The organism is Rhizobium sp. IY2 (genome assembly GCF_047532935.1).
GTDB lineage: Bacteria > Pseudomonadota > Alphaproteobacteria > Rhizobiales > Rhizobiaceae > Rhizobium > Rhizobium anhuiense.
The window spans coordinates 271,876-294,797 of the sequence record NZ_JBLKNU010000008.1; the positions used below are offsets into that span (position 1 = coordinate 271,876).

Annotated in this window: 18 protein-coding genes and 1 pseudogene; 6 read left to right on the forward strand and 13 right to left on the reverse strand. The window is 63.1% G+C overall.

All coding sequences use genetic code 11. The annotated features are described in order from the left end of the window. Position 1: 1 nt before the first annotated feature. From ACMUVN_RS23670 to ACMUVN_RS23680, 3 genes are all read right to left on the reverse strand, one after another. Positions 2-1,726, reverse strand: coding sequence for a type I secretion system permease/ATPase (locus ACMUVN_RS23670; RefSeq protein WP_063474800.1), 1,725 nt, complete (start codon positions 1,724-1,726; stop codon positions 2-4). 82 nt (positions 1,727-1,808) lie between these two features. Continuing rightward, positions 1,809-5,357 carry a DUF5801 repeats-in-toxin domain-containing protein gene (locus tag ACMUVN_RS23675; protein ID WP_414815505.1) on the reverse strand — a complete coding sequence of 1,183 codons (3,549 nt, stop codon included), beginning with the start codon at positions 5,355-5,357 and terminating at the stop codon, positions 1,809-1,811. Between the two features lie 814 nt (positions 5,358-6,171). Further along, positions 6,172-7,065, reverse strand: coding sequence for a LysR substrate-binding domain-containing protein (locus ACMUVN_RS23680; RefSeq protein ID WP_047617297.1), 894 nt, complete (start codon positions 7,063-7,065; stop codon positions 6,172-6,174). Positions 7,066-7,179: 114 nt separating this feature from the next. On the opposite strand from ACMUVN_RS23680, the gene ACMUVN_RS23685 reads away from it, so the two are divergent. Continuing rightward, entirely contained in the window at positions 7,180-7,887 is a 708-nt protein-coding gene (locus tag ACMUVN_RS23685) for a glutathione S-transferase family protein (RefSeq protein WP_127431556.1), read from the forward strand. A gap of 44 nt (positions 7,888-7,931) precedes the next feature. Here the strand turns inward: ACMUVN_RS23685 and ACMUVN_RS23690 are convergent, their stop codons facing one another. Continuing rightward, the gene (locus ACMUVN_RS23690) at positions 7,932-8,318 is read right to left on the reverse strand and encodes a Rid family hydrolase (protein ID WP_028757633.1); all 387 of its coding nucleotides are present in this window, start codon (positions 8,316-8,318) and stop codon (positions 7,932-7,934) included. Between the two features lie 26 nt (positions 8,319-8,344). Between ACMUVN_RS23690 and ACMUVN_RS23695 the strand changes: the two genes are divergently transcribed. Next, positions 8,345-8,926 carry an AsnC family transcriptional regulator gene (locus ACMUVN_RS23695; RefSeq protein WP_028757634.1) on the forward strand — a complete coding sequence of 194 codons (582 nt, stop codon included), beginning with the start codon at positions 8,345-8,347 and terminating at the stop codon, positions 8,924-8,926. 38 nt (positions 8,927-8,964) lie between these two features. Here the strand turns inward: ACMUVN_RS23695 and ACMUVN_RS23700 are convergent, their stop codons facing one another. The 4 genes from ACMUVN_RS23700 to ACMUVN_RS23715 all read right to left on the reverse strand — a co-directional run bounded on the left by ACMUVN_RS23700 (position 8,965) and on the right by ACMUVN_RS23715 (position 13,118). Further along, positions 8,965-9,366: a GFA family protein gene (locus ACMUVN_RS23700; RefSeq protein ID WP_028757635.1), complete on the reverse strand. Its 402-nt coding sequence runs from the start codon at positions 9,364-9,366 to the stop codon at positions 8,965-8,967. A 115-nt stretch (positions 9,367-9,481) separates the two neighbouring features. Beyond that, on the reverse strand, positions 9,482-11,014 hold the full coding sequence (locus tag ACMUVN_RS23705) for a S10 family peptidase (RefSeq protein WP_414815506.1): 1,533 nt from the start codon (positions 11,012-11,014) through the stop codon (positions 9,482-9,484). A 137-nt stretch (positions 11,015-11,151) separates the two neighbouring features. Beyond that, positions 11,152-12,444, reverse strand: coding sequence for a CynX/NimT family MFS transporter (locus ACMUVN_RS23710; protein ID WP_047617244.1), 1,293 nt, complete (start codon positions 12,442-12,444; stop codon positions 11,152-11,154). Then, a complete protein-coding gene (locus ACMUVN_RS23715) occupies positions 12,441-13,118 on the reverse strand; it encodes a FadR/GntR family transcriptional regulator (RefSeq protein WP_097543210.1) in 678 nt (225 codons plus the stop codon). The genes ACMUVN_RS23710 and ACMUVN_RS23715 overlap by 4 nt, the downstream gene beginning before the upstream one ends. A gap of 508 nt (positions 13,119-13,626) precedes the next feature. On the opposite strand from ACMUVN_RS23715, the gene ACMUVN_RS23720 reads away from it, so the two are divergent. Beyond that, positions 13,627-14,439, forward strand: coding sequence for a class II glutamine amidotransferase (locus ACMUVN_RS23720; protein WP_097543211.1), 813 nt, complete (start codon positions 13,627-13,629; stop codon positions 14,437-14,439). Between the two features lie 47 nt (positions 14,440-14,486). Here ACMUVN_RS23720 and coaBC read toward each other — a convergent pair whose 3' ends face one another. From coaBC to ACMUVN_RS23735, 3 genes are all read right to left on the reverse strand, one after another. Further along, on the reverse strand, positions 14,487-15,692 hold the full coding sequence (gene coaBC, locus ACMUVN_RS23725; protein ID WP_414815507.1) for a bifunctional phosphopantothenoylcysteine decarboxylase/phosphopantothenate--cysteine ligase CoaBC: 1,206 nt from the start codon (positions 15,690-15,692) through the stop codon (positions 14,487-14,489). Positions 15,693-15,834: 142 nt separating this feature from the next. Then, the gene (locus tag ACMUVN_RS23730) at positions 15,835-16,584 is read right to left on the reverse strand and encodes an SDR family oxidoreductase (protein ID WP_028757682.1); all 750 of its coding nucleotides are present in this window, start codon (positions 16,582-16,584) and stop codon (positions 15,835-15,837) included. A gap of 107 nt (positions 16,585-16,691) precedes the next feature. Beyond that, complete coding sequence (locus ACMUVN_RS23735; protein ID WP_184390094.1) at positions 16,692-17,456, reverse strand: SDR family oxidoreductase; 765 nt, start codon at positions 17,454-17,456, stop codon at positions 16,692-16,694. A gap of 126 nt (positions 17,457-17,582) precedes the next feature. Here ACMUVN_RS23735 and ACMUVN_RS23740 point away from each other — a divergent pair, with 126 nt between their 5' ends. Then, positions 17,583-18,488 (forward strand): LysR family transcriptional regulator, encoded by a 906-nt coding sequence (locus ACMUVN_RS23740; RefSeq protein ID WP_183906101.1) that lies wholly within the window; start codon positions 17,583-17,585, stop codon positions 18,486-18,488. A 99-nt stretch (positions 18,489-18,587) separates the two neighbouring features. Here the strand turns inward: ACMUVN_RS23740 and ACMUVN_RS23745 are convergent, their stop codons facing one another. Further along, positions 18,588-19,463 carry a LysR family transcriptional regulator gene (locus ACMUVN_RS23745; protein ID WP_097594967.1) on the reverse strand — a complete coding sequence of 292 codons (876 nt, stop codon included), beginning with the start codon at positions 19,461-19,463 and terminating at the stop codon, positions 18,588-18,590. A gap of 91 nt (positions 19,464-19,554) precedes the next feature. Between ACMUVN_RS23745 and ACMUVN_RS23750 the strand changes: the two are divergent. Then, positions 19,555-20,804, forward strand: a pseudogene (locus tag ACMUVN_RS23750) (MFS transporter). Further along, positions 20,801-21,187, forward strand: coding sequence for a VOC family protein (locus ACMUVN_RS23755; protein WP_025570552.1), 387 nt, complete (start codon positions 20,801-20,803; stop codon positions 21,185-21,187). The pseudogene ACMUVN_RS23750 and the gene ACMUVN_RS23755 overlap by 4 nt, the downstream one beginning before the upstream one ends. Before the next feature lie 44 nt (positions 21,188-21,231). Here the strand turns inward: ACMUVN_RS23755 and ACMUVN_RS23760 are convergent, their stop codons facing one another. Continuing rightward, positions 21,232-22,893: a urocanate hydratase gene (locus ACMUVN_RS23760; RefSeq protein ID WP_414815508.1), complete on the reverse strand. Its 1,662-nt coding sequence runs from the start codon at positions 22,891-22,893 to the stop codon at positions 21,232-21,234. Positions 22,894-22,922 lie beyond the last annotated feature (29 nt).

Sequence of the window (22,922 nt, forward strand, 5' to 3'; positions counted from 1 at the left end):
CCTATTTCGCCACGATGGTCGGCATCTGGGTGACCTTGCGGACCCGCGCGGCGAGTTCATTGAAGACATAGTCGCGTGGGCCGAAGAGGTCCTGTTGGCCTCGGTTGAGCACGAGTATTTTGTCGACCGTCTCCATGATGTTCGGTCGGTGCGCGATCAGGATAACGGTCGTGCCCGCCGCCTTGACCGTGCCGAGGGCTGCGATCAACGCCTCCTCACCGTCGCGGTCGAGGTTGGAATTGGGCTCGTCCAGGATGATGAGGGCCGGGTCGTCGTAAAGCGCCCGCGCCAACCCGATGCGTTGGCGCTGCCCGCCTGAGAGGACCGCGCCGGATTCGCCGATCTCGGTGAGGTAACCCTTCGGCAGTCCTTTGATCAGTTCGTGAACGCCCGCCAGCTGCGCGGCTTTGACCACCTTGTCGAAGACCACCGGGCTGAGCTTTGCGAAACGGCAGATGTTTTCGGAGACGGTGCCGGCGAAGAGCTCGATGTCCTGCGGCAGATAACCGACATAATGACCACGGTCCTCCGCTGCCCATTGGGCAACGTCCATGCCGTCGAGCAAGGCACGCCCTCCGGATGGGCGCCAGGCACCGGCCAGTATTCGCGCCAGACTCGTCTTGCCGGCCGCGCTCTGGCCGATCAGCGCCATTGCTTCACCCGGCTCGAGGTGGAAGCTGATGCCTTTCAGGATAGGCTCGCCGCCCTGCCGGCCAAGCACGATATTGTCGGCCTCGAACCTGCCTTTCGGTCGCGGTAGTGGCAGAACCGGCGTGGCCTCCGGGTGCTGCCCGGCGACGGCGGTGAGACGCTTGTAGGCGGCGCGCGCTCCGACCGTCGCCTTCCATGTTCCGATCGCTTGTTCGACCGGGGACAATGCGCGGCCCATCAGGATTGAGGCGGAAATCATGATCCCGGGTGAAGCCTGGTTCCGAAGGACGAGATAAGCCCCAAGGCCCAGTATGGCCATTTGCAGGGCCAGCCGGTGGCAACGGGCGAGGGCTGCGATGACGCCGCCACGGTTGGCAGCAAGAACCTGTCCTTTGTTTGCCTCGTCCTGCTGGACCTTCCAACCCTCCAGCAGTGGCTTCAACATGCCCATTGCCTGCACGACCTCGGCGTTTCGGATTGCCGCCTCGGCCTGGACGTATGCCCGCGACTGCGCGCTTGCAGCCTCGGTCAACGGCTTGCGTGTGAGGTATTCGTTGAGCAACGCCAACGCAAACAGGACGATCCCGCCGCACAGCGCCAGCCAGCCCAGCCAAGGGTGCATGAAGAATATGGCGGCGAAAAACAGCGGCGCCCAAGGTGCGTCAAGGATAGGGAAGATGCTCGGGCTGGTGAAGAAATTCCGCACCTGGTCGAGGTCGCGCAGCGGCCGGGCATTGGCCTGGCCGGGCGCCGTGGCGGCATATTCCACCGATGCGGTCAGGAGAACCGGCGCCAGGCGCGCGTTCATCCACGATCCGACGGTTGCCAGAAGACGCCCGCGCACCACCTCCAGCCCCGCCATTGTCGCCAGGGCCGCCGCCGCCATCAGCGACAGCATCAGCAAGGTCTCCAGGCTGTGGCTGGACAAGACGCGGTGGTAGACCTGCAGCATATAAAGCGCCCCGGTCAGCATCAGCACGTTGATGCCGGCGCTGAACCAGACCAGCGGCCGGATGGCGCGTCTGGCTTCTTTCATCACCACCTGCAGGGCAGGGGGCTGTTGGTTTGTTTTCATCACTATGTCTCTGGTGTACGAGATTACACAGCATGCAAAGACAGTACGGGGGCAGCCTCGGCTGCCCCCGTTTGCTCAAGTGTCAGGCGACGTCGACAAGGATGTGCTGCATCGCTGTCTGGTCCCCATCCGCGTCCGCCACCTGGAAGGCGAAGTCGAGATTGGCATTCGGCGTCTCGGTCACCGTCGAGGTGAAGCCGATATCCGTGATCTTCAGCACGTCGTTATCGGTGGCGTCGAAGTTCACCAGACTGGTGGTCGCATTGCTGCCGCCGCCAGAGCCGGTCGTCCTGTTCAGGTCGATCGCCGTATTGTTGCCGGTGATCCCGTTGCCCGACTGCATGATCTGGACACCCTGCAGCACGTAGTCTTCGCCGGCGGCGTTGTAGTCGTTCTGCTCGACGATCACGAGGCCGTCATTATTGTCGAGCGTGAACTCGCTATTGTACGGGGCCGGCACCTGACCCGTCCTGTAGATGTCGGCATTCGACACATACATGGCCCGCGTGATCGTCGCGTTGTCGTCCGCAGTGCCGGCGATGTTGTCGGCGCCGTTCATGTCGATCAGGTTGAGGATCAGCATCAGGTCCTCGCTGTTGCCGATGCCGTCGAACTTGATGGCCATGGTGCCGGCGGTCGCTGTCGGGGCGGTGGCCTCGTTGGCAATGCCGACATTGCTGTTGAAGAACCGCAATGTGAGCAGTTCGTCTTTCTGGATCGTGTCGCCGGCGACACCGTTGGTGCTCTGCGTCGCAGACACCCACGTCTCATTGTTGTTGCTGACCATCTCGTGGCCACCGATGGTGAAGGTGGCGTCGGCCGATGTGCCTTCGCCATTGTTCGTCAGGCGGAACGGGTTGGATCTGCCGATCGCGTTGCCCGTGAACTGCACGTAGAAGTCTTCATCGGCAGCCGTGTTCGGGTCGTCCGCCTGCAGCCGTTCCACCACGATCTGCGGATGGCCGGTATTGCCCGTGGGCTCCTTGGACAAGAGCTCGCTGGTGTGGAGAACGTCGAAGGTGAAGCCTTCGAGCGGGTCGGTCAGGTTGATGGTATAGGTGTCGGCGACCTTGTCGAAGACCAGGGTGCCTCCTGCGGTGCCCGTCTGGACGCCCGCCGCCGGGTCCTTGTCATAGGTGAAGGTGAAGTTGAACGTCGCGGAGGTGAGGTTCTCCGACGCAAGCGTCACATTCGAGGTGAGGAGGTTGCCTCCGCCGCCGCCGGTGATCGTGCCGGTCAGTCCGATCTGGACGCCGGCCGCGCCATTCTGATCGACGAAGTCGGAACCGCCGCCGGTGTAGAATGCGGCCGTGTGAACATCCGCGCCGATGTTGTAGCCGAAGGCTCCGCTGGCCGATGCGTTGAGCACATTCGCCAGGGTCTCATGCTGGATGCCCGTGATAGCGGGGTTGCCATCGAACGGCACGGTGATCGTCGGTCCGTCATCCTCGAAGTTGAAGTTCTGGCCGATATTGTGGGTGGCTGTGGCCTGATCGCCATCGCCGTCGGTGATGGTCGCCGTCAGAGTGACGAGGTCGGCGGCAGCCAAGGTCCTGCTATCGTCCGGGTTGGTGGCGTCGGCGTGAACGACCGCCCGGGCCTGGTCGAGGGTGACGACGCCGGCAGCGCTGACGCTGACGGTGAAGACGATCGCACCAGCAGCCGAGCCGGCACGGCCGACGACGTTGCCGCCTTCGATGAAGAGCAGGACGGACTGGCCGGTTTCGGTGTCGGTGAGACCGCTGACATTGGTGACCTGGTTGATGCCGAGCGCATAGGTGATGTCGTCGCCATCTGCACCGGCATTGGAGGTGAAGAAGGTCGAGAAGTCGGCGCTGTCGTTGCCGGCCAGGTTGGTCTCGTCGACCGTCAGCTCCGGGGGGACGCCGGTTGCCGTGATCGTCGGTCCGTCATCCTCGAAGTTGAAGTTCTGGCCGATATTGTGGGTGGCTGTGGCCTGATCGCCATCACCGTCGGTGATGGTCGCCGTCAGAGTGACGAGGTCGGCGGCAGCCAAGGTCCTGCTATCGTCCGGGTTGGTGGCGTCGGCGTGAACGACCGCCCGGGCCTGGTCGAGGGTGACGACGCCGGCAGCGCTGACGCTGACGGTGAAGACGATCGCACCAGCAGCCGAGCCGGCACGGCCGACGACGTTGCCGCCTTCGATGAAGAGCAGGACGGACTGGCCGGTTTCGGTGTCGGTGAGACCGCTGACATTGGTGACCTGGTTGATGCCGAGCGCATAGGTGATGTCGTCGCCATCTGCACCGGCATTGGAGGTGAAGAAGGTCGAGAAGTCGGCGCTGTCGTTGCCGGCCAGGTTGGTCTCGTCGACCGTCAGCTCCGGGGGGACGCCGGTTGCCGTCATCGTCGGTCCGTCGTCGTCGAAGTTGATGAAGGAGCCGACCTCTTCGTTATAAGCGTTGCTGACCTCACCGCCATAATGCACTTCCTTGACATCGAAAAAGTCATGCTCGGTGTCGATATTCGCGATGGTAAAGCGGTCAAAGGTTCCGCCAGCCCCGCCCGCGGTGGTGAAATCGATCGTCACGCCCTCGCCGACATTCTCCAGGATCAGGCCATTGCCGGTGAGGTTGACGGTGATGCCGAGCGCCGCGGCAGTCGTTGCGACGCCGTTCAGTTTGAAGGTCACGCCGGTGATATTGATCTCGGTATCATTGTCGTCACCGGGGAACGCCGCGCCTTCAACATTGTCGTTGTTGTTATAGGCATGGATCTCGATGTCAGCCAGGCTGTCGGTCGGCGTGGACTGCGAGATCGTAAAACCCGCGCTGGAGACGTTCTCGAGGTGAGAGCCGTAGTCAGGCGCGGTTGGCGTGTCGGTAAAGTCTTTGCCCGCGCTCTGGGTGCCGCCGGTGATCAAGTCGATTTGAAGCTCGCGGCCGAAGCGGACGTCTTGCGATGCGACACCGAAGCCTTGCGTGCTGACATTGACTTCCGCTTGCACGCCGGCGTCGTGAGCCGTGACGAGAATCTTCTGCGGACTCGCTGCATCGGCGTCGAGAATATACCAGTTGTTGTGTCCGGACGGGGCGTCGTCAAGCTGGCTGAAATTCACCACCGACGTTCCGGTGACCGAGGCGAATACCTTGTTGGTCAGATCGATGCGGTCGTCGGGGTTGGTCGCATCGGTATGGAGCAAGGGCACGTATTGAACCGTATAGAGGTCCGCATTGGTGGCGCTGGTGCTGATCAGTGCGAGCGAGAAGGCAAGCGGCCCGGTCTCGGCGGGTTCGGCGAGCGGGTTGGCAGTACCAATGACGCCGATCACGACGTTTGGATGCGTCGGATCCTGGAACAGCCAGACATAATTGCCATCCACCGTCCGGATGCCGCTGTTGACGCCGACTGTGGTGGAAAACGGGGTCCCGGAAGAATTCTGTGTGAGAACGACCGAGGTGATGGTTTCTCCAGCGCTCGCCGATGCGACCACGAAGTTGCTCTGGTAGGCGACCTCCGGTGAGGCTAGCCCGCCCGCAGCGTCGAGACCCAACAGATATTGCAGCGTGGTGTTGCCGACGTGCGGCGGAGCAGAGGGGCTGATATCGTCGTCGGTCAGACCGGCGGTTTCATCGATGATGATGTCTTGGGTCGTGATGTCGAGTGCCATGGAGATTCTCCCTCAGATTGGATCGCATTAAGAGGAGGGATACAATCCTTAGGTGCAAAAATGCACCCGCCCGGGTCTACCCCTTGCGCATTGAACTTACGGCGCTCAATTGACTGCCGCTGTCTCGGCGATCGAGAGCACTAGTCCATTTCAGCTTGAGGGCATTAAGACCAAAGTCCATGTGTGTATTAAGACCAAAGTCCCAATCGAGAGGTTGAAAACAACTACAAAGCTTACTTTCTCAAAAAATACAAGAGATAGTTGGTAAGGTTCGGAATAAATCTAAGAAAGACTGGCGACAACCCCTCGTGCCCACGCGAGAATTTCTTCTCAACTTTATATATACTGCAAATTCATCTGAAATGCACTTAGACAGTTTGAGCTACAAGCAAAGCGATATTGAGCCGCGTTGCGCCTTTTTCTGTGTGTTCACGGCGGAATACATCGCATCCGTATCTGCCGAGTACCCGCGGCGTCACGGATAGTCGAAAACACAAGACAGTCTTCTGGTTGTGATAAGAAAGGTAAGTTGGGATAAGAAGAAGCTAAAGTGACCTCGGGAGCGAGCAGCGACTTACAGTCTCGCCGGAAGACGGCTCGTCGGCGGTCTGTGTTCCTCGCGTAGGACGGTTTCTCGCTGCTTTATGAGTCCGAGCGTTATCCGGCGCTCAAGATGGTCGCCATCAAGGAATATCACGCCGCCAAGGCGGCTTGATCGCCAAAGCAATCCCAGGAAAAGTGTGAAACGGTTTTCCGTCCGGGATTGCGGAAGGATAAAAGATCACGGCAATCCCAGGAAAAGTGCGAAGCGGCTCTAGCCGCCGAGCTGTTCCGCCAGGAAATCGACGACGGCGCGCACTGCCGGCAGCTGGCCGCGCCGGTGCGGCATCAGGATCGTCGTCTCGATACTGCCAGCCGTCCATTCCGGCAGCACCCGCACCAGCCGCCCGTCTGCCAGCGCCTTCCGGCAGACGGATGTCGGCAGGCAGGTAATGCCAAGCCCGGCAGCGGCCGTTTCCATCAGGACATAGGGCTCATCCGCCGCCATGACGGATTGCAGCGAGACCAGCGCCTCATCGCCGTGATCGGTGTAGAGCCGCCACTGATTTTCGGTCAGGCTGGTCATGATCGTTGCGTGCTCCGCCAGTTCCTCCGGCCGGCGCGGTTGCCCGTGCGTGCTGATATAATCCGGCGAAGCGAGAATGAGGAAAGGGTGGCTGGCGAGCTTGCGCTGCACCAGCGCCGAATCCGGCAGCGGCCCGCGGTGGCTGCGCAGCGCGATATCGAAGCCTTCCTGCACGATATCGACGAAACGGTCGGTTACATGCACGGAAAGCCGGAGCTTCGGATAGCGTGCCGCCAGCGCCGGCAGATGTTCCGTCAAGGTAAACTGCGCCGTCGGCACCGAGGCGGTGAGACGAACGCTGCCGGCCGGTTCGGCCAGATGCCGCCGCACGATGCCCTCGGCCATCTCCGCCTCGATGATCGAGGCCTGGGCATGCTGAAAGAATTCCCGGCCGAGCTCGGTCAGCGCGAAGCTGCGCGACGTGCGCTGGATCAGCCGGACGCCGAGGCGCGCTTCCAACTCGGCAACCCGTTTGCTCACCGTAGATTTCGGAATGCCGAGATGCCTGGCCGCGGCGGTAAAACTGCCGCTGTCGACGGCCTGCACGAAGAGATGAAGATCGTTGAGGTTGAAAAGCGCCATGATCATCTTCCATCAATGTAGACATTGCGATGCATTTATAGCCTCTATCGCAAGATCGTCCACATCAGCACATTGATCATGTCAAAAACGGGTCAATTCTGAAAGGAACGATTGATGTCACCCATATTGTTTTACGGCGTGCCGGAAGGCTGCTCCTTCGGCTCGATCGTCGCACTGGAATGGTCGGGCCTGCCTTATCGGCTCTGCCGCGTCGAGATGCCGGAAATGGTCTCCACCGATGACTACGTCAGGATCAACGCAGTCGGCGAAACGCCGTCGCTGCTGCTCGATGATGGCAGGACGATCAGCGAAAGCATGGCGATCCTCCACCATATCGGCGCTCGAGCGATCGGCAACGGTCTGGGCTTTGCGCAGGGGTCGGAGGATTTCGATCGTCTGAACCAGATGCTCGCCTTTCTCAACACCACCTTCTTCAAGGCCTTCGGCCCGCTCTGGTATGCGTTCGAACACCCGCTGGAGCCGCAGCAAAAGCAGGCCCTCACCGCCTATGGCATCGCAGCGGTCGAAAAGGCGCATCATACGCTGGAGCGTCTGCTCGATGCGCGTGAATGGCTTCTCGGCAACGGGCCGAGCCTGGCGGATGCCTATTTCGTCGGGATCGCTCGCTGGAACGATTTCCACAAGGTCGTCGAACGCCGACAGTTTCCTGGCCTGCACCGTCTCTATGAGCGCATGCAGCAGGAACCGGCCGTGCGTTTTGCCCATGCGATCGAGCATCGGCAGGAGGCGAAAAGCAGCGGCGGTTTCCGCGGCGAGGTCAATCTGACCGAGGCGCTAGGCCTGTTGAAACAGGCGGCCTGAAAACCATGGCCATCGCATCTTCGGGTGCGATGGCCAATTTTCAATCAGCCGGCAGCGACGATCTCGATTTCGACCAGCCAGTCGTCGCTGAGCGTTTCGACGATGATGGCTGTGGTCGGTAGGGCACGGCCGCCAAGTGCCCGAAGGCGGGCATTCTGGTTCGCCTCCACAAAGGCACCGTCGCGCAGATAGCTCGTCAGCCGCACGATATTGTCGACGGTCATATCAGCCGAGGCGAGGATGGTGCGCAGATTGGACCAGATGAGCTCCAATTGCCCGTCCAGGTCGACGCCCGCCATTCCCTCTTGATCGAGACCCATCGTGCCGCTGACGAAGAGCAGCCGCGTGGGATGCCTGACCTCCAGCGCATGGATATAGTCGGGGCTCGCCGGATAGATCCCGCTTGCCGGATTGCGCTCGATCATCTCCATGCGATTTTGCCTCCCCGAATATTCTGTTGAAGAATGCCAGTATTGACGATTATTTTTCGGCAAGAAGGGGATTTTACCGAATGGCGAAAAATACAGAGGATCTTCGGCAAAGACGTGCACGGCAGCCGGCCATCGATGTCTTCGACCGAAAAATATTAGCGGCGCTCGCCACCGACAGCAGCCAGAGTTATGCCAGGCTTGGCGAAGCGGTCGGCCTGTCGGCGCCGGCCGTGCATGAGCGCGTGCGCCGTCTCCGGCAATCCGGCGCGATCAAAGGCGTGCATGCCGCGCTGGATGGCGCCGCGCTTGGCAAACCGTTGCTTGCTTTCGTGCATGTGGAGGCGGCCGGCTGGGGCAAGAGCGAGCGGCTGATGCAGGTCCTGCGGTTTCCCGAGGTCGAGGAGATGCATTCGGTCGCCGGCGATGCCAGCGTTCTCTTCAAGGTCCGCACGGCCGGCCCGCAGGACTTGGAGGCTTTTGTGGCGCAGATCCATGCCGTTCCCGGTGTCACCGGCACTCGCAGCTATATCGCCCTTTCCACCTATCTGGAACGTCCGGTCCAGGCCGGCGTCACCGACAGCTGGCCTGATATGCCGCGGCCGGAATAGACAGGCGCTCTGGTTTCCCGGCTAAGCGTCCTGCCGCTTTAATCCTCGCCCTCGAAGCGCGGCAGGTGCTCGATATTCTCCACCCCTGCCAGGGCCGAGCGGCACCATATCTGTTTCTTGGGCGTCAGTTCCCGCCGCTGGTCGATGCTGCCGACGCGGATGCCGATCGCGCCGCCTTCGCCGTCGGTGCGGTAAAGCGGCGATCCGCAATTCGGGCAGAAGAATTGCCGGCTGAGACCGCCGCTGTCGCCATATTTTGCGTAGCCTCTCGGTTCGCCCGACAGGAGCGTCAAACTGTCCGGCCGCGCCGGTGCGGTGACGCGATAGGCCGAGCCGGTCAGCCGCTGGCAATCGGTGCAATGGCAGATCGAAATCCGCTCCGGATCGATCTCCGCCTGATAGCGGATTGCGCCGCAATGGCATCCCCCGGTGATATGCATCGGTTACTTCCTCAAAGCATGTCGCGCAAAAGTGTACCGCGGTTTTGCGATCATGAGATGCGATAAACAAAGAACCAAAGCGTGGCAGGCGAACCTGAAAGATCGCGTCCACGCTTCAGTCCGCCGGCTGCGCGCCCGGCCGTGTGGCGTAGAAGGCCTTGGCATCGGCCGTGAAGGCGGCCCGCTGATCGGCTTTGGTATAGAACATATGGCCGCCGCGATAAAGTTTCAGCCCGACGCGGCCGCCGGCGAGCGACGGCGGCAGATGATCGACGACATAGCGGCTGACGCCGTAGGGCGTCACCAGATCGCTGTAGCCATGCGCGATCAGCAGATGGAACGCCGGGTTCGAGGCGAGCAGCTGCCGGATGTCGTCGGTGGCGCTGGCCTGGAGGCGCGATCCGCCGCCGCGTCCTCCGCCCCATTCCCAGCGCCGGCTGATCTCGCCTTCGAGCAGCGTATAGGTCATCTCCGTCCTGAAGCCGAGTTGGTTGCGGGCGTAATCGGCAAAGGCGCCGCCATAGGCGCGGGTGAAGCCATCGAGGATGGCGTCGTCGCCGCGATCGTAGTCCGATTCCGGGTAGGGATCGGGGGCTGCAAAGGAGGCGTCGTAGGCGCTCATCACCTCGCCACTGCCCGCGTCGGAATGTTTGACGAAGGAATTGCCGAGGAAGCCGCGGTTGCGGGTGACGATATCCTCGGGAATGCCCGTCAGCTTGGCGACCCTGCCATAGAAGGCGGCGGCCTCGGCGCCCGTCGGCGGCGGTCCGGCCAGCGTCGTCAGATAGTCGCCGAGCGCGAAGGTCTCGGCCTGCTTCTGCTTCTCTTCGTCGAAAGCCTTATGCCGGTCGAGTTCGGCGGCCGCCAGCGACGGTAGCTCCAGGGCGGCACCAAGCGCGAACTGGTCGGCATTGAACATCAGCTGGCCTTCGAGCAAGGGAGAAAGCATCACCGCGCCGGCGACGATGATGCCCTGGCTTTCCTGCAGCGCCGAGGCGACCTTGGCGGCGCGGAAGCCGCCATAGCTTTCACCGAGAAGATATTTCGGCGAGTTGGAGCGGTTGTTGTGCGCGACATAGAGCGCGATCGCCTTGGCGATGCTCTCAGCATCGGCATTGACGTTGTAATAGTTGGAGGCGTCGTCCGCCTTGACCGTCCGGCTCCAGCCGGTGCCGATCGGATCGATCAGCACGAGATCGGTGAAATCGAGCCAGCTCTGCTTGTTGTCGACGAGTTTCGCATTGGCGCCGTCGCGTCCATCCGGCCCGAAATCGAGCACTTCAGGCCCGACCAGCCCGAGATGCAGGAAGGCGGAAGCCGCACCCGGCCCACCATTGAAGGCGAAGGTCAGAGGCCGGTTCGCCCCGCCATCCCCAGCGACATAGGCAGTGTAGAAGATCGCGCCGGTCTGCGCGCCGTCCTGGCCGAAGAGTGCAAGCGTGCCGGCGGTGGCGGTATAGGCGATTTTCCGGCCGCCGATCGTCAGCTCGTGCTCGGTGACGGAATCGGCCGGCAGCAGCTTCAGCACGCCGTCGCGCGCGCCGCTCTGGATATTGGCCCTCGGCTGACCGCTTTCCTGCGCATGAGACAAGGCAGGAGCCAGCATTGCCGCAAGCGCGGCAAGCAGAAACAGGGTTCGGATGCGCAAGATGTCTCCTCCGGCGATGGGAATGAGAGGCTGAGATAGCGTAGCATCCGCGGCCGGCGACGGGCATCAAGAGATGGTGATGGGCCAGTGAATGAACCAATGAACGAACCGGTGAACGAGTGAGCTGAGCGTGTGGCTCAGCCTGTCTTCTCGACCGCATGGACGTTCACTTCGATTGCCCGGCCGGCCTTCCAGCCGTTGATCGCCGCGCCGAGCCCGAGCGCGACGAAGAGGGCGGCGCACCAGGAAAAACTTCCGGTCCAGCCGCGGATGAGACCGACGATGAGTGGGCCGATGGCGGCAAGCAGGTAACCGACGCATTGCGCCATGCCGGAAAGATGGGCGGCGACATCGGGATCGCGCGAGCGCAGCACGATCGTCGTCATGGCCGCCGCGATCAGCCCACCCTGACCGATGCCCTGCAGCACTGCCCACAGCCAGACTGTCGACAGCGGCGCAAAGAGCAGGCCGAGCAGGGCGGTGACGGCGACGCCGCAGAGGCTCGCATTGATCAGCCGCTGGTCGCGGCCGCGCACCGCGATATGCGGCACGATCAGGCAGGATGCGGCCTGCACCATCACCGACAGGGAAACGATCGCCCCGGCGGTGACGCCGTCGAGTCCGCGTTCGCGCAAGATCGGAACCAGCCAGCCGAAGACGCAATAGGCAAGTGCCGATTGCAGCCCCATGAACAGCGTGACCTGCCAGGCGAGCCGGTCGCGCCAGAGGCCTTTGACGTGGAAGCCATTTCGTCTTGCCTGCCGGCCGCTGCGAAGAACCTCGGGCAGCCAGAGCAGGCTGACGATCAGGGCGGGCAGCGCCCAGATGGCGAGCGCGCCCGCGAGAGACCCGCCCAATCCATGCTCGATCGGCAGCGTCAGCCCGGCCGCACTTGCCGCACCGGCGCAAAGCGCCATCGTGTAGAAACCGGTCATCAGCGCGGCGCGCCCGGCGAAATCCCGCTTCACCAGCCCCGGCAGCAGCACGTTGCCGACAGCGATACAGGCGCCCGCAAGGGCCGTGCCGATGAAGAGCAGCGGCACGGAGGAAAGCCCGCGCAATGCAGTGCCGAGCGCGAGAAGCAGCAGAACGCCGAGCAGCGTGCGCTCAGTCCCGAGGCGCTGGGCAAGACGAGGCGCAAGCGGCGAAAAGGCGCCGAGGCAGACGACCGGAAGCGTCGTCAGCAGGCTGGCGCCCAGCGCGCTGAGGCCGAGTTCCGAGCGGATTTCCGGCAGCAGCGCCGAGGCGCTCGAAAAGACCGGGCGCAGGTTGAAGGCGATCAGCACCAGGCATGCGCCGAGCAGGAAACGACCCGCAGCTCCCCGCTTCGACGTTGCCTGCGGCGGCGGAAGGCTGCCGGTCTCGGCGTCGATCAGCAGTTCGTCGGCCGCCTCGAGCGTGCTGGCAGCATGGTTGAAAGGCGTGTTCATGACAGGATCATCCGGTCGAGTGCGGCAAGAACCGGCGCCATGAAACGACGCACCGCCACGTCCGCTTTGTCGGGATCGCCGGTCTCGATGGCGTCGACGATATTGGCATGCGCCTGCATATCGGGTTCCGGAATATCCTTGCCGAGCGTTGCCGCGATGGTGTCGGCAATCGAGGCCGAGAAGAAATCATAGATCTCGATCATCGCCCGGTTGCCGGAAGCGGCGATGACGGCCTTGTGGAAGGCGAGGTCGCGTTCGATGAAGGCGGCCTGGTTGCCGCCATCGTAATTGCCGCGTTCGGCAAGCAGCCTGCGCAGCTCGGCCACCGTTTCCGGGGTCTTGCGGATCGCCGTCAGACGGGCTGCCTCGACGTCGAGTGCGCATCGCGCCTCGAATTGGTCGCGCAGGCTGGCGCGCCGTGCCATCGTCAGCGGCCGGCCGGCATCGCGGGTCGAACGGACATAAGTTCCCGAGCCCTGGCGGGTTTCGAGATAACCCTGCGAGACGAGAACGCGCACTGCCTCGCGCACCGTGCCGCGGCTGACGGACAGCATGGCTGACAGCGAGGCTTCATTCGGCAGTTTCTCGCCGACCGCCCAGCGTTTGCCGAGAATGTCGCCGCGAATCGCCTCGATCGCCTCATCGGCGAGATTGGTCTTGCTGAGTGCCCGCATTCCATTACTCATAAAGTCATCCGATGACTTTATGAGTAATGGAATTTCGAAATTCCGTCAATTTGAAATCCGGGCATTAAAAAAGGGTCGCCTCAGCGACCCTTTCCATGAGTTTGGCCTCGAACTGGCCTGGACTGTCTATGCAGCCCCAGGAAGGCGGGGATTAGAGCGAGGGCTGCCTCGCCTTCTTCACCTCTTCCATGCCCGTTACGAGGTCCGAAATCTCATTAGACATTGGATCACCTTCCTTTCGTTCTGTTGCTGATGACTTAAAGTTAGGCTGATTCTTCACAGATGCAAGAAGAAATTCTACATAGGACGCAACCCTGGGCAATGCGGATGTTCACGAGAGAACATAGTGTTTCGCAGAATTTGAAGATGCCGGACGCCACGAAACTGTCATCTTGCGCTTGCAAACCGGCGGCGCGTTAAGCTGTTATTAGCCGCGAGATCAGACAATTTAGAGTATTCCCGCCGGTGCGGCGGCGGGTTCCGGAGCAAGAAAGCCATGTGTCGCTGGGCAGCCTATCGTGGAGACCCTCTCTATCTCGAGGAACTGGTATCCTCGCCTGCCCATTCCCTGATCGAGCAGTCCCATTGCGCCACCCGCGCCAAGACGGCGACCAATGGCGATGGCTTCGGCATCGCCTGGTATGGTGACCGGCCCGAGCCCGGCCGTTACCGCGATATCCTGCCGGCCTGGTCGGATTGCAATCTGAAGAGCCTGGCGCGCCAGATCCGTTCGCCGCTCTTTCTCGCCCATGTCCGCGCTGCGACCGGCGGCGGCACGCGCCGCGACAATTGCCACCCCTTCACCCATGACACCTGGTCCTTCATGCATAACGGCCAGATTTCCGGCTTCGAGCGGCTGCGCCGGCCGATGGAGGCGATGCTCGACGACGATCTGTTCAATGCCCGCGGCGGCACGACCGATTCCGAACTGATGTTCCTGCTGGCGCTGCAGTTCGGTCTGCGCGAGGCGCCGGTCGCCGCGATGGCTCACATGATCGGTGTCGTCGAGAACCTTGCCGAAAGTGTCATCGGCTCGATCCTGCTGCGCTTTACCGCTGCCTTCTCCGATGGCAGCACGCTCTATGCGATCCGTTATGCCACCGATCGCAAGGCGCCGACGCTCTATGCCTCACCCGTCAGCGCCGGTTATTGCCTCGTCTCCGAGCCGTTGAACGATGATGTCGACGCCTGGGCGGAAATTCCGGACGGCAGCGCCGTCACCATCGGCAAAGACGGCATCGACGTCGCCGACTTCCGGCCGGAGAAGCGCAATGCGGCCAAGCCGCAGCGCCTGGCTATTCCTGCCTGAGCCGCTCGCGATTAGCTGAGCCACTCGACGTCAGCCGAGCCGCGCGATCAGCGGAGCCGCTGGGCGATCAGCGCCGCGAGCCTTTCGGCAACCTCTTCCTTCGCCAGGTCGGGCCATTGCTCGACGCCGTCGCGGCGAACGAGTTTGACGCTGTTGCGGCTGCCGCCCATGATCCCGGTCGCCGGAGAGACGTCATTGGCGATGATCATGTCGGCGCCCTTCCTCTCGAGCTTCGCCTTGGCATTGCTTTCGACATCCTGCGTCTCGGCGGCAAAGCCGATGACCAGCTTCGGCCGCATCGTATGATGGCCGACAGTTTTCAGGATGTCCGGATTTTCGGTCAGCGCCAGCGTCGGAATGGATTCGCCGGGATGTTTCTTCAGCTTCTGGTCGGCCGCCGAGGCGACGCGCCAGTCCGCTACCGCCGCCACCATCACGGCGACGTCGGCCGGCAGTGCTGCAAGCACCGCATCACGCATTTCCTCGGCCCGCTCGACGTGGATGACGTTGACGCCGACCGGATCGGCGATCGTCACCGGTCCCGATACCAGCGTCACCTCTGCCCCGAGCTTTGCAAGGGCTGCGGCGATCGCATGTCCCTGCCGGCCGGAGGAGCGGTTGGCGATGTAACGCACCGGATCGATCGGCTCATGCGTCGGTCCTGAGGTGACGATTGCCTTGCGCCCCTTGAGCGGCTTTTCTCCGTCGTCGAGCAGGGTTTCGGCGGCCGCCACGATCTCCAGCGGCTCCGCCATCCGGCCGAGGCCCGTCTCCCGGCTTTCCGCCATCTCGCCGGCCATCGGCCCGACGAAGCGGATGCCGTCGGCCCTGAGCATCGCGGCATTCCGCCGGGTCGCCGGATGCGCCCACATGGCCGGATTCATTGCCGGTGCGGCAAGCACCGGCCTGTTGGTTGCCAGCAGCACGGTCGAGGCAAGATCGTCGGCAAGCCCGTTCGCCATCTTCGCCATCAGATCGGCCGTGGCGGGGGCGATCAGCACCAGATCGCAGTCGCGCGCCAGCCTGATATGGCCGACATCCTGTTCGTCCTGCCGCGAAAACAGATCGAGGAACACATGGTCCGCCGCCAGCGCACCGACGGCCAGCGGCGTGACGAATTCCTGCGCCCCGCGGGTCATCACCGGGCGCACGCTGGCGCCGCGCTCGCGCAGCCGGCGGATCAGATCCAGGCTCTTATAGGCGGCGATGCCGCCCGAGATGATGAGGAGGATACGTTTTCCGCTGAGAGCCATGGCTTTTTCTACCCGTCGCCTTTTCTGACTGGCCCCGACCCTAAGCCTTTGGCGGAGAACATGCAATCACGCGGCGACAGGCATCGGCCGCAGTCGGCGGGTGCTGCCCCGTTCATGGACGTCAGCCGCCATTTTCGTGGGGTCAGAGGTTGCTCATCCCGCCGTCGATGACGAGTTCGCTGCCGACGATATAGGCGGCCTCATCGGAGGCGAGAAAGATGATCGTCTTCGCGACTTCGCTGGGGCTCCCGAAGCGGCCGACAGGGATTTGGGACTGGATCTGCGCGGTCATCGCCTTGGAATCGGCTTCCGACGCCCCGAGCTTGCTGTAGAGCGGCGTGGCGATCGGCCCCGGGCTGACGGCGTTGACCCGGATGCCGCGGCCGATGAGTTCGCCCGACAGGGTCTTGGCAAGCGTCAGCAATGCACCCTTCGTCAGTGAATAGACGCTGGAGTTCGGCATGCCGATATGGGCGTTGATCGAGGTATTGAGCACGATCGCGGCCTGTTTCGAAAAGATCGGCAGTAGCGACTGGATCAGGAAGAACGGTCCCTTGACATTGATCGCTACCGACCTATCGAAGGCGGCTTCGCTCCACTGTTCCAGCGGCCCGAATTCGGCGACACCGGCATTGACGAAGAGGATGTCGAGCGTGCCGAAAGCCTCTTTCACCTTATCGGCGACGGCCTTTTGGCCGGCCGCATCGCCGGCATCGGCCTGGATGACGATCGCTTGGTCGCCGAGTTCGCGACGGGCGGCTTCGACGCTTGCGGCACTGCTGCCGGTAACGACGACACGGGCGCCTTCGGCAATGAATTGACGGGCGGTTTCGATGCCGATGCCGCTGGTGCCGCCGGTGATGAGGGCTGTCTTGTTCGGAAGACGTGACATGATGCGTTCCTTCAATCGAATGTGGGGCCGCGGCCCGGGGTCAGTGGGAGAATGTTCCGGAAAAGGCGGCGCGACAATCCGGAGCGGGTCATCGCGCTTGGCTTTCGTCAGGTGCGGGTGATCGAGGCGCCGCCGTCGACCAGCGAAGCCGTGCCGGTGACGAAGCTCGCATCGTGGGAGGCGAGGTAGAGAACCGAGCGGGCAAGTTCTTCGGGAGTTGCGACGCGCTTCAGCGCATGCAGGTTGGTGACGAAGGCCTGTTTGTCGGGCGTATCGTTCATGTCCCGATACATGTCGGTATCGACAGCACCCGGCAGGATGGCATTGACCCGCACGCCCTGCTGGCCGAACTCGGCGGCAAGCGCCTGCGTCAGTCCGATCAGGCCGGATTTGCTGGCGGCATAGGCGGCAACGCCCGGGAAGGCGAAGCTGTAGCCGACGAAGGTCGAGGTGAAGATCACCGAGCCGCCGCCATTTTCCACCATCGCGCCGATCTGGTGTTTGGCGGCGAGGAAGGAGGCCGTCAGGTTGATCGCCAGCGCCTCGCTGAAGCCTGCTTCGGAAACGGCGGTGCTCGGGCCGGCTTCGCCGAGCGTGCCGGCATTGTTGAAGGCGATGTCGAGCTTGCCGTAATGCGTCACGGCGGCCGCGACCAGCGCCTTGTGATAATCTTCCGAGCGCACGTCGCCGGCAATGGCGATGGCCTCGCCGCCCTCTGCCTTGATCTCCGCGACCAGGCTGTCGAGTTCACGCTCGCGGCGGGCGCCGACGACGATCCTGGCGCCTTCGGCGGCGAAGAGCTTTGCCGTGGCGCGGCCGATGCCGGAGCTTGCGCCGGTGACGATCGCGACCTTGTTGTTCAAGCGGTTCATGGTTCCATCTCCTGATCTTGAGGTGAGGCGGCCCCTGCCGTCTCTTTCGATGAAGGGAAGATGGCATTTTCCTTTCGTTCGGATTAGTCTCCAGATTGGGGAACTCGAATTCGGAAAAGCCGAACGATGATCAGGATCGAAGGTATTACGGCTTTCGTCGCCGTCGTCGAGGCGGGCTCGGTCAGCGAGGCGGCTCGGCGCCTGCGGCTGTCGAAATCCGTCGTCAGCGAAAGGCTGGCCGAGCTGGAGAAGTCGCTCGGCGGCGTGCTGCTGCACCGAACGACGCGCAAGCTGAGTTTGACGGAGGATGGCGCGGTCTTCCTGGAGCGTGCCGCGCGCATCGTGCGCGAGATCGAGGAGGCTGCGGCCGATATGGCGGAGCGGCGCGGAAGCCTGTCCGGCCCGATCCGCATCGCCGCTCCGGTCACCTTCGGCCGCATGCATCTCGGCCCGGCGCTCTATCCCTTCCTTGCCGAACATCCCGAGATCGAACTCACCCTCGATATTGACGACCGACGTGTCGATGCCGCTTCGGACGGCTACGACGCCATCATCCGCAACGGTCCGATCGCCGATAACAGGCTGGTCGCCTGGAAGCTCGCGCGCAGCCGCCGTCTTGTCTGCGCCTCGCCGGATTATCTCGCGCGCCAGGGAGTGCCGTCGTCGCTTGATGATCTCAACGGCCATCGCGGAATCTTCTATACCAATCGCGGCGTTGCCGACTGGCGCTTCCAAACGCCGGAGGGCGCGGTCGTCGTCCGTGCGAAACTGGCGCTCGGCATCAACAATGGCGACATGCTCCGCGACGCCGCCATTGCCGGTCTCGGCATCGCGCTGCTGCCCGCCTTCATCGCCGGCCCCGCCATTCGCGAAGGCCGGCTTGCCGAAATCGATGTCGGTCACAGGCCGGAGGCCGAATTCATCTACATGGCCCATCCCGAGGGCCGAAACCCCTCCGCCAAGCTCCGCGCCATCGCCGATCACCTGAAGAAGAGTTTTGGCGATCCGCCCTATTGGGATCCGGCGGGCTAGAGCATGTCGCGCAAAAGTGTGCAGCGCTTTTGCAAAACGACATGAGCAAGAACAAAGACCTAAAGCGCGAAGAGCGAATCTGAAGGATCGCGACGCGCTTTAGCTCAGCAGGCTCATCAGGTTCTCGGTGACCGGCGAGCGATGTGTCTTCAACATTGCCAGCGCCAGGCGCGCCACAGCCGGCGGCCCCTCGATCGGCCGGTAGGCGACGCCTTCGAGCCTGATCTGCGAAATCGAGGCCGGCACGATCGAGACGCCGAGCTCTGCCGCCACCAGATTGACGACGGAGGAAATCTGCGGCGCCTCCTGGGCCACGGTCAGCTCGAATCCCGCCTTGCGGCAGGCCAGCACGACATCGTCGTAGAGGCTCAAGCCGACGAGCCGGGGAAAGAGGATGAAGGGTTCGTCCGCCAGTGCCGCAAGCGGCAGTTTGCTGCGCCGTGCCAGAGGATGGCTGGCGGGCAGGGCGATCACCATCGGCTCATCCGGCAATCGCCGCAGCCGGACGCCGGCGGGGTCGTCGAGGCTGGGGCGCATGAAGGCGGCGTCGAGCTCGCCGCCTTCCAGCTTCTGCATCAGCGCCAGCGTATTCATTTCCGTCAGCGCCAGCCGGACATCGGGCCAGCGGGCACGAAATCGGCGGATCGTCGTGCTGACCACTGGGTTGAAGGCCGAGGATGCGGTGAAGCCGAGCGACAGCCGGCCGGTCTCGCCGCGATTGGCGCTTTGCGCCGCAAGCTTTGCCTTTTCCGCAGCCGCCAGCGACGCCTTTGCCTCGCCGAGGAAGGCAGCGCCCGCCGCCGTCAATTCGGCGCCGTGCGGCACGCGGTGAAACAGCGCCGCACCCACTTCCCTCTCCAGGTCGCGGATCTGCTGGCTGAGCGGCGGCTGCCCGATGCCGAGCTTGGCGGCCGCACGGGTGAAATTGCATTCCTCCGCCACCGCCAGGAAATATCGCAAGTGCCGCAGCTCCATCGTCATCTCCAAAACATATCGAAATCGCCAGTTTCATATATTGGACAAATGGGGCGGCGTTGACTAGATCGGAGACCGGAAGGATGAAGAGATGCCGACGTCAGCGCATGTATTAAAGACCTCCGAGATATCAGCGATCCCAGGGCAGAAGCACTATCTCACCCGTGGCACCGGCGCCTATCGCCGCGCCAGCCTGGCGCTCTTCCTTTCCGGTTTTTCCACCTTCTCGCTGCTCTATTGTGTCCAGCCGCTGCTGCCGATCTTCTCGCAGCAATTCTCCGTCAGCCCGGCCGAAAGCTCGCTGTCGCTCTCCCTCTCCACCGGTTTCCTGGCGGTCGCCATCGTCTGTGCCGCCGCCGTCTCGGAAGGTCTCGGCCGCCGCAGCCTGATGTCGATATCGCTGGTCGGCGCGGCATTGCTGACCATTGCCACCGCTTTTGCCCCGAGCTGGCACCTGCTGCTTGTCATCCGCGCCCTGCAGGGCCTCGTTCTCGGCGGCGTGCCGGCCGTCGCCATGGCCTATCTCGCCGAGGAAATCGATCCTCGCGGCCTCGGCGCCACCATGGGCCTCTATGTCGGCGGCACGGCCTTCGGCGGCATGTCCGGCCGCGTGCTGACAGGTATCTTCGCCGAATATCTCAGCTGGCGTCCGGCGCTTTTTCTGATCGGCGCCATCGGTCTGGCCGCCGCGATCGGCTTCATCGCCCTCTTGCCGCCGTCACGCAATTTCATCCGCCGGCCGGGCTTCGATCCGCGCTTTCATCTCAACGCGTGGCGCGGCCATCTCAGCAGTCCGGCGCTACCCTTCCTCTTCGCCATCGCCTTCCTGACGATGGGCTCCTTCGTGACAATCTATAATTATGCCGGCTTCCGCCTCGTGGCGCCGCCTTACGGCCTCAACCAGACCGAACTCGGCCTGATCTTTACCGTCTATCTCTTCGGCATCGGCGCCTCCTCGATCGGCGGCCTCCTCGGAGACCGGATCGGCCATTTTTCCGTGCTTCTCTTCGGTCTGGCACTCACCGCCGCCGGCAGCGCGCTGACGCTGTTCGCCTCGCTCCCGGTCATCATCCTCGGCATCATCGTGCTCACCACCGGCTTCTTCATGAGCCATTCCATCGCCAGCGGCCTTGTCGGCAGGCTGGCGCATGGCACCAAAGGCCACGCCTCATCGCTCTATATGCTTGCCTATTATGTCGGCTCTAGCTTGATGGTTCGGCGGGGGGCTGGTTCTTCGCGGTTGAAGGCTGGACCGCCGTCGTTATCTTCACGTTTGCCATGCTGGCGCTGGCCTTTGTCTCCGCCTGTCTTGCAAAGCATGTCGCGAGGAGAACAGCATGATCCGCATAGACCGCCTCGACCATCTGGTGCTGACCGTCGCCGATATTGCCATCACCTGCGATTTCTATGCCCGCATCCTCGGCATGTCGGTCGAAACCTTCGCGGAAGGCCGCAAGGCGCTGAAATTCGGCCGGCAGAAGATCAACCTGCACCAGGCCGGCCGCGAATTCGATCCCAAGGCGAGTCATCCCACAGCCGGCTCCGGCGACCTCTGCTTCATCGCCGAGACGACGCTCGCCGATGTCATCACGCATCTGCAGGCCTCAGGCGTTGCGATCGAAGAGGGTCCGGTCGAACGCACAGGCGCGACCGGACGTCTGCGCTCGGTCTATTTCCGGGACCCCGACGGCAATCTCCTCGAGGTCTCCAATCTGATTGCCTGATGCCTGATAATTCTGGAAAGGGTCTGGATGTCTGCTCCCGCACATCAGCCAAGCCGGAGATAGGGCACGTCTTTCTTCGCCACTTCATCCAGCGCCTCCTCGTAACCGGCATCGGCATACCGCATGACGCCGAGCGCGGTATCGTTAGTCAGCGCATGGTCGAGCCGTTCGTCGGCGGCATCGGTGCCGTCGGCGATGACGGTGACGCCGCAGCTCGTCATATAGCCGGCATAGCCGCCGCCGCCGGAATGGATGACGACCAGATCGGCCATCGACGAGCAGAGCATCATCGCATCGATCAGCGGCCAGTCGGCGATCGCGTCGGAGCCGTCCTTCATCCCCTCGGTCATGATGTTCGGATGCGCCATCGCGCCGGCATCGAGATGGTCGCGGGAGAAGGCGACGGGACCTTTGAGTTCGCCGCTCGCAACCAGTGCATTGACGCGCCGGGCGAGTGCGGTGCGCTCGCCGTGGCCGAGCCAGGCGATGCGCGCCGGCAACCCTTCGAAGGGCACGTGCTCGCGCGCCAGCCGGATCCAGTTGGTGATGATCTTGTTGTCGGGGAACATATCGAGCAGCAGGTCGTCGATCCGGGCGATATCGCTCTCCTCGCCTGACAGCGCCATCCAGCGGAAGGGTCCGATCGCCCGGGCAAACAGCGGCCTCAGATAGGCTTCGGTGAAGATCGGAATGTCGAAGGCATTGGCGACACCGCCCTCTTTGGCCTGGGTGCGGATCAGATTGCCGTTGTCGAAGACTTCCGAGCCACGCTTCTGGAATTCCAGCATCGCCGTCACATGCTCGACGATCGAGGCACGGCTTGCCGCCATCAGCTGCCCCTGGCCGTCGTCGCGCAGGCCCTTGACCTGATCGAGGCTCATGCCCTTCGGCACGTAGCCATAGACGAGGTCGTGCGCCGAGGTCTGGTCGGTGACGATATCGGGCACGATGCCGCGCCGGGCGATCTCGGGATAGACCTCCGCCGCATTGCCGACGAGCCCGACGGACAGCGCCCGTTTCTCCTTCACCGCCGCATCGATCATCTGCAGGGCGGTATCGAGATCAGGCGCGATTTCCTGGAGATAACCGATCTGCTGTCGCTTGCGGGCGCGCTCCGGATCGATGTCGACGCAGAGGATTGCCGCCCCCGCCATGCGGCCGGCCAGCGGCTGCGCCCCGCCCATGCCGCCGAGGCCGGCGGTCAGCACGAAGCGGCCGTTGAGATCGCCGCCGAAGCGCCGCTCGGCAATGCGCATGAAGATCTCGTAGGTGCCCTGGATGACCCCCTGGCTGCCGATATATTGCCAGGCGCCGGCCGTCAGCCCGCCCCAGCAGATCAGCCCCTTGCGCTGCAGCTCGTAGAACACCTCGGCCTTTGCCCATTGCCCGACGATATTGCAGTTCGCCATGATGACGAGCGGCGCCTTGGCATGCGTCCGAACGAGCCCGATCGGCTTGCCGGACTGGATGAGCAGCGTCTGGTCCTCTTCCATTTCGGTCAGCGCCTTGACGATGCCCCTGTGCGCCGCCCAGTTGCGGGCCGCCTTGCCGAGCGCGGCATAGACGATGAGGTTGTCGGGATCCTCGCCGACGGAGAGCACGTTTTCGAGCAGCCGCAGCAGCGCCTCCTGCCGCCAGCCCTTGGCGCGCAGCTCCGGCCCGCCGGGAATCGGAAATTTCGGATGACGTGGATTGGCCTTCGGCATCGTGGGTTCCTCGTTTTGCTCTGCCTTCG

Excerpts from the sequence above, each read along its gene's own strand:
- ACMUVN_RS23745 (WP_097594967.1), bottom strand. The coding sequence starts at position 19,463 with ATGGAGCTGCGGCACTTGCGATATTTCCTGGCGGTGGCGGAGGAATGC.
- ACMUVN_RS23690 (WP_028757633.1), bottom strand. The coding sequence starts at position 8,318 with ATGGAGATGATCGAGCGCAATCCGGCAAGCGGGATCTATCCGGCGAGC.
- ACMUVN_RS23680 (WP_047617297.1), bottom strand. The coding sequence starts at position 7,065 with ATGGCGCTTTTCAACCTCAACGATCTTCATCTCTTCGTGCAGGCCGTC.
- ACMUVN_RS23730 (WP_028757682.1), bottom strand. The coding sequence starts at position 16,584 with ATGTCACGTCTTCCGAACAAGACAGCCCTCATCACCGGCGGCACCAGC.
- ACMUVN_RS23760 (WP_414815508.1), bottom strand. The coding sequence starts at position 22,893 with ATGCCGAAGGCCAATCCACGTCATCCGAAATTTCCGATTCCCGGCGGG.
- ACMUVN_RS23755 (WP_025570552.1), top strand. The coding sequence starts at position 20,801 with ATGATCCGCATAGACCGCCTCGACCATCTGGTGCTGACCGTCGCCGAT.
- coaBC (WP_414815507.1), bottom strand. The coding sequence starts at position 15,692 with ATGGCTCTCAGCGGAAAACGTATCCTCCTCATCATCTCGGGCGGCATC.
- ACMUVN_RS23670 (WP_063474800.1), bottom strand. The coding sequence starts at position 1,726 with ATGAAAACAAACCAACAGCCCCCTGCCCTGCAGGTGGTGATGAAAGAA.
- ACMUVN_RS23685 (WP_127431556.1), top strand. The coding sequence starts at position 7,180 with ATGTCACCCATATTGTTTTACGGCGTGCCGGAAGGCTGCTCCTTCGGC.
- ACMUVN_RS23710 (WP_047617244.1), bottom strand. The coding sequence starts at position 12,444 with ATGAACACGCCTTTCAACCATGCTGCCAGCACGCTCGAGGCGGCCGAC.
- ACMUVN_RS23720 (WP_097543211.1), top strand. The coding sequence starts at position 13,627 with ATGTGTCGCTGGGCAGCCTATCGTGGAGACCCTCTCTATCTCGAGGAA.
- ACMUVN_RS23740 (WP_183906101.1), top strand. The coding sequence starts at position 17,583 with ATGATCAGGATCGAAGGTATTACGGCTTTCGTCGCCGTCGTCGAGGCG.
- ACMUVN_RS23715 (WP_097543210.1), bottom strand. The coding sequence starts at position 13,118 with ATGCGGGCACTCAGCAAGACCAATCTCGCCGATGAGGCGATCGAGGCG.
- ACMUVN_RS23675 (WP_414815505.1), bottom strand. The coding sequence starts at position 5,357 with ATGGCACTCGACATCACGACCCAAGACATCATCATCGATGAAACCGCC.
- ACMUVN_RS23735 (WP_184390094.1), bottom strand. The coding sequence starts at position 17,456 with ATGAACCGCTTGAACAACAAGGTCGCGATCGTCACCGGCGCAAGCTCC.
- ACMUVN_RS23700 (WP_028757635.1), bottom strand. The coding sequence starts at position 9,366 with ATGCATATCACCGGGGGATGCCATTGCGGCGCAATCCGCTATCAGGCG.